The sequence below is a fragment of the Waterburya sp. genome (assembly GCF_058530065.1).
Window position 1 is genome coordinate 1 of sequence record NZ_JBZNBU010000366.1, and the last position, 5,875, is coordinate 5,875.

Annotated in this window: 4 protein-coding genes; 3 read left to right on the forward strand and 1 reads right to left on the reverse strand. The window is 42.3% G+C overall.

Going from position 1 to position 5,875, the window contains the following annotated elements:
• A partial coding sequence (locus AC33VI_RS22055; RefSeq protein ID WP_491784414.1) for a two-partner secretion domain-containing protein occupies nt 1–3,596 on the reverse strand: 3,596 nt, incomplete at its 3' end.
• A gap of 269 nt (nt 3,597–3,865) precedes the next feature.
• On the opposite strand from AC33VI_RS22055, the gene AC33VI_RS22060 reads away from it, so the two are divergent.
• The 3 genes from AC33VI_RS22060 to AC33VI_RS22070 form a co-directional block, all read left to right on the forward strand.
• Complete coding sequence (locus AC33VI_RS22060; RefSeq protein WP_491784417.1) at nt 3,866–4,405, forward strand: DUF4334 domain-containing protein; 540 nt, start codon at nt 3,866–3,868, stop codon at nt 4,403–4,405.
• A gap of 236 nt (nt 4,406–4,641) precedes the next feature.
• Complete coding sequence (locus AC33VI_RS22065; protein WP_491784415.1) at nt 4,642–5,529, forward strand: SDR family NAD(P)-dependent oxidoreductase; 888 nt, start codon at nt 4,642–4,644, stop codon at nt 5,527–5,529.
• 43 nt (nt 5,530–5,572) lie between these two features.
• The coding region (locus AC33VI_RS22070) for a Rieske 2Fe-2S domain-containing protein (protein ID WP_491784416.1) at nt 5,573–5,875 on the forward strand (303 nt) is incomplete at its 3' end.

The window sequence follows — 5,875 nt, forward strand, 5'->3', positions numbered from 1 at the left end:
AGTTGAATATCTCCTTCTTGTCCGCTACTAGCGGTGTCGGTGATAATTGTCGCCCCTTCTGTGAGGTTAAAGTTATCGGCAGTAATATTAATATTACCCGCTCGACCGTTACCAAACGTGGAGGCAGAAATTTCTGTTTGCTGGCTGAGATTTAAGTTTTGGGTAGTGATGTTGATGCTACCCGCATCCCCCGTACCTATAGTTTCCACCGCTACCGTGCCTTGTCCCGTAATATTAATGGTTTCGGGTGCGGTTAAATTAATATCCCCTCCCGTACTGTTAGAGGTAGTAGAGGCGGAAATAATTGCCGTATCGGTAAATTGAATGTTTAAGTCGGATCGATCGTTATTTGGCTGAAGATTTAGAGTTCCTGCGGGTGCTTCCCCCTGAGTTTCGGCAAAGATACCCAACTTGCCTGTTAAATCCAGGTTAGAAGCATCGATCGCTATTGCGCCACCCCCTTCAGTGTTAGTAGAGGTGGCAGTAGCAGTGGCACTAATTTCTGAATCTTTACCAATAGTCAGGCTGTCAGTACTAATGGTAATATCTCCTGGTTGTCCAGCACCGCTAGTAGCTACAGTAAGCTGGCTGTTTTCGTTGAGGAACACTGACTGAAGAGCGTTAACCGCGATCGTACCACCGTCTCCCGTACCTTCAGTTTGAGCAGAAATTATAGCTCCATCGGCAATTGAGAGAGAGTTTGTCTGGAGGTCTATATTACCTGCATTTCCTGTTGATTCTAGACTGCTCAAAGCAAAAAGACCGCTGGAAATACTACCATCAGGAGAAGTACCTACTAGCTCAATAGAATTTGCCCCATCAATTGTCAGAGTCCCCCCCGATCCTGCAGCAAAAGTCGCCGTACCAATACGCGAACCATTGCCTACAAACAGGTCTGTTGTCGTAATGGTTAATTCTCCTGCTTCTCCCGAACCTAAACTATCTGTAGCGATAGTTGCTCCATCTAGGAGTGTTACCGAACCTGCATCGGCATTAACGGTTAAGTTGCCAGCATTTCCAGTATTCAAAGTACTAGAAGCAATACCACCTCTACCCTGTAATTTAACGCGCTCGGCATTAACCGTCAGATCGCCGCCGTTGCCTGTCGTACCTTCGCGAGAGCTAGTTCCCGCAGATACTCCTCCACCAAATTCAACGTTTAATTCTGCGGTATTAATAGTTAAATCTCCCCCATCGCCGATGCCAAGAGCTATGGTGGTTAAAGATGCGATTGCATTATTGGTAAAAATAGTAGCTTGCCTATCAGAAGGTACAGTAAATGACTCTGGATCGTCGCTACCCGTAATAGTTACAGATTTAGTTGCGTTAACGGTTAAATTTCCCGCTTTTCCCGTGCTAAAAGGCAAATTAAGTAGATCGATCGGGGGGGTATTGAGAGCAGCAGCCCCCACTTGAGGAGTAAATAGAACCTCGCCTGAGTCCATTAAGTCGCCTAGATCGACATTGTTACGAATAACCAATTCGCTGGTGTTAATAAATAAATCTCCCCCCTCAGCACCCCCACCTGTTGCCGTTGAAAAGCCAGTTCCAGCTGAATTGTTTCGGATTAATGCCACCAGAGGATTACCAATATTTCTGGGGGTAAAATCATCGTCGTTGATAATTTCTACTTTTCCCGACTCTGGATCGCTATTGACAATTATCGCCCCTCCTTTGCCCGTCTCCCCGATGGTAATGTTGAAGACTTTTGTAGAATCGGTCAAGGAAATAGAAGGTGCATTAAGCTCGATATCTCCACCAATTCCCGAACCTGCGGTAAAGCTGAGAACATAGCGATCGCTTATAGCCAGATCTTCTCCACTATTTATAGTTATGCTACCCCCTAGTAGTCCGATCGCTTCAATATCGCCGAACGTCAGTGTATTCCATGCTTGTAGGGAAATATCCCCACCATTACCTGCAATATTGCCAATACCTAAAGGGGTAAAAGCTAAAGAAGAAGAACTGATATTGCCCGTCGAGATACTACCGTTAGCCGAGACATCGATCGCACCACCAATACCAGAAGTAGCAACATCGGAAGCACTAGCAGCAGAAGATGAATTAAGCTCCCCGATTGAAATATTACCGTTAGCAGAAATCGCGATCGCCCCACCAGTGCCAGAAGTAGCTTCCTCTAGAGCATTATCCACCGAAGAAGAATTAAAATTTCCCCCAGATATATCCCCATTAGCCGAGAGTGTTATTGCCCCGCCATCGTTATTTAGTTGGCTGGTATCGATATTACCCAGGTTTAAATTTGTCCCAGAAATATTAATATCTCGTCCATTAGTAAAAATAGTATCGGCAAGATCTTCCACGACAAAATTCCCCATGCCATTACTATCGGTATCAGCATTAAAGCTAATTTCTCCCCTACCAACAGCAAGGTTTAAACTATCGTCAGTTAAATCTTGAAGAATAATATTATTAGTGGCTTCGAGAACAAGATTGTTATCTCCAGATAATGCTTCTAAATCCGATTCGTAAATAGTAGTTGCTGCTGTATCCTTAATCTCTTCTAGGGGATTGGTTAAAGCATTTTCCCCACTACCATCGGCAATAATAATGTTCGTTGGATCGAGTAATAATTCCCCCAACAAACCATTTACCGCACTGGTATCTACTTTGCCCCTGAAGATTAACTGTTCTTGACTGGATACCTCAACCGAGCCACCATTCCCAGATTCCCTACCACCCGTTGCGTCAATCTGTCCGTAAAACCCCGTTACCTCATCCGACAAAACTGCGACCTTGCCCCCATTACCGTCGGTTATAGCGTTGGCATTAATAGTAATTTCATTCCCAATATAAGTCTGTTGGGCATTAGATACTAAATCGCTATTTCCCCCAATAACAACCGTACCCCCACCATCAGCAGCAGAAACATCAAGAGAAGCATCTTCTAATAAAGCCACACTTTCCTTACCGAGTACTTCTATCTTTCCTCCTGGTGCGGTTAAGTTCCCGCTATTTTCTACCTCGCCACCAGCCAAGCTTAAAGTCTTTTGTTCGGTTACAGCTAAGTCAGCAGCATTGGTAATTATCCCCGACTCCCCTTCAAACTTTAAACCGACAGGCGGTTGCACCTCTACTGTAAGTAAAGGAGGTAAATTGGGATTGGTAGCGTTAAATTCTTGACCGTCAGGAAAGGCAATACTATTGGCAGTTGTCGCAAAAAAAGAGCCTCCGAGATCCAAACGGGCATCTTCGCCAAAGATAATCCCATTGGGGTTGAGCAAAAACAGATTGGCATCCCCCAACACTCCTAAAGTACCAAATATTTCCGAGGGATTCGCACCTGTAACGCGAGTAAAAATATTCTCGATCGCTGCTGGATTGGCAAAATAAGCACCTCTTCCCGTATCGATATTGAATTTTTGAAAACTATGAAACAGGTTACTACCGCGAATTGCTCCCCCTTCCAGGCGATCGCTTTCTACTCCGTCGATCTCTTCGTTGGGCATCACTACAGAACTTTCCTCTCCCAAAGTGTGGTCGGGAACTATTTGGGCGCAAACAGAAGAAGAATTTAGCCACCACAGACCAAAGGAATTTGCAAGAGTTAGGCAAAATAATAATCTGGGATGCTTCATACTGAATAATTTCTTGATGCTACTTCTCTAGGGGGAGATCGTATTAAATTTGATTTATCAAGGTTACTTGTCTGGTCTGACGGGGAGACTGAGGAGACCAGTAGAAGAATCTATCTTTATTTCCCATCAATTTTTAAGTAAGTTGTACCAACGCCGATTCAATCTAACTTTAGAATACCAGTAAAAATTAGGAGTAAAAATATAAAACTCGATGGGAAAATTTTTTTAGGATGTAAGCACAACAATTTATTTTATTGTCGATAAATTCTATGGTTACTAGCGATCGCCTAACAGCTAAATTCCCTACAGGTAAAACCACAACTGCCGAAGCATTGAGTTTCTTTGACGAACTAGACACTGTAAATTTGGAGTCTATGTTTGGTAGATGGCAGGGTAAAGGGTTGAAAACAAATCATCCTTTAGATGGTTTGCTAGAGACTTTTGGTTGGTATGGCAAAGAATTTGTCGATGTCGAAACAGTCCACCCTTTATTGTTCTTAGATGGCAGCAACAACATTATTAGAGTAGATCCCAATCCTTGGATAACAGATTTGGGGTTGCGTTTTCTTCCTCCTAAAAATAAAGCCTTGAAACCCGTCTTTAAATTGGCAACATCAATTCTAAAAACTAACGAAAGTAAAGCCAGAATCAGAATGATGGAATATCGAGGTCGAGTTAGTGCCACGATGATTTACGATTATTTGCCAATTAATGATGTTTTTCGCCAAGTTGATGACAATACTTTGTTGGGGTTGATGGATTATAAAACAATCGCCCAACCATTCTTTTTTATCCTGAATCGGGAATAAAGTTTTGTGAGTAGCAATCGATACGTGCGACCTAAACTGGTCAATTGTCTGAAAAGCGATCGCCAAAATATGTTGTGAAATCTTTATGGGCTAAAGCTGGAAGCTTTAGGGTAGTTTCTAGTACAAATGCTACTCGAACGCCACCATTCACTGACGACGAAACCGAAAATTCCCTTCTTCTTCTCGATTGCTCTCTATTAATGTGCAAAGTGAAACATAAAGATTGTTTGTAACTGATGATGTGTTCTTTAGAGAATTATGCTCTGGATAGTTTATTGCTAAAACATAAAATTAATTGGTCTGAAAAGACTGCCGTAATTACTGGAAGTGGTTCGGGCATTGGCAAAGCGGTCGCGATCGCTATGGCAAAAAAAGGTGTAATGGTTCATCTGGTAGATTTTCGTCAGGAGCGAATTGTGGCAATGCTTGATGAATTATCTTTTTATACTAATATTTATGGTCACACTATAGATGTAACCGTACCAGAGCAACTAAAGCAGCTAGCTAAAAATTTACGAGGACAAGTCGATATTTTAATTAACTGTGCGGGGGTTTTGCATCAAGGCAAAATTGCCACAGCCAGCGATAAAGAATTGCATCGGGTAATCGATGTAAATCTATGGGGAGTAATTAATAGTATCAAAGCTTTTCTTCCCCAGATGAGCCGTCGCCAGCAAGGAAGTCATATTATTAATATTGCTTCTATTGCAGGGTTAATTAGCGCGCCTGAAATGAGTTTGTATAACGCATCCAAATGTGCCATTGTCGGATTATCTGAATCTTTAGCTATTGAATTGGCATCCGATAAAATTCGGGTGGCAGCAATTTGTCCTGGATCTGTCAATACCAATCTGAGTCGGGATGGATTGTTTTCTTCAGATTCTACCGTAGCCCAGACATTACGCAGAACCGTACATAATGGTGTCGCTCCCGAACGAGTTGCTTTAGATGTTATTGAAGTTATTGAAGATTCGTCTTTATTCAAACTTTCTTGTGTTGAGTTGCATTGGCAAATTCTTTGGTGGTGTAAAAGAATGTTTCCCTCTCTATATCCCAAGTTTGCCAGCATTTTTTATCATAATGTCGTTGACAAAGGACTGCTTAATTTTTCGAGTAAAAACTGAAACTTAAAACTCATTACTCATTACTTATTACTTATTACTTAAAATGGAATTACTCAAACATTGGCATCCCACAATCGAAAGCAAGCTGCTCAAGAAAAAACCAATTTTAGTTCAGCTATGCAACGAAGAAATCGTCCTGTTTCGCACGTCTCAAGGGAATATTGGTGCGTTACAAAATCGCTGCTGTCATCGAGGAATGCGTCTCAGTCATGGTTGGGTTGAGAATGAGGAAATTGTTTGCCCTTATCACTCTTGGAGATATACTGCTGATGGCAAAGTATTTAGTCCTAGTACCCCCAAGCTAAATCTCTGCGTGCCATCGTTGACTGCGATCGAACGTTATGGA

Bases quoted from the DNA above. Each gene is read 5' to 3' on its own strand.
- AC33VI_RS22065 (WP_491784415.1), top strand. From the start codon at position 4,642: ATGATGTGTTCTTTAGAGAATTATGCTCTGGATAGTTTATTGCTAAAA.
- AC33VI_RS22060 (WP_491784417.1), top strand. From the start codon at position 3,866: ATGGTTACTAGCGATCGCCTAACAGCTAAATTCCCTACAGGTAAAACC.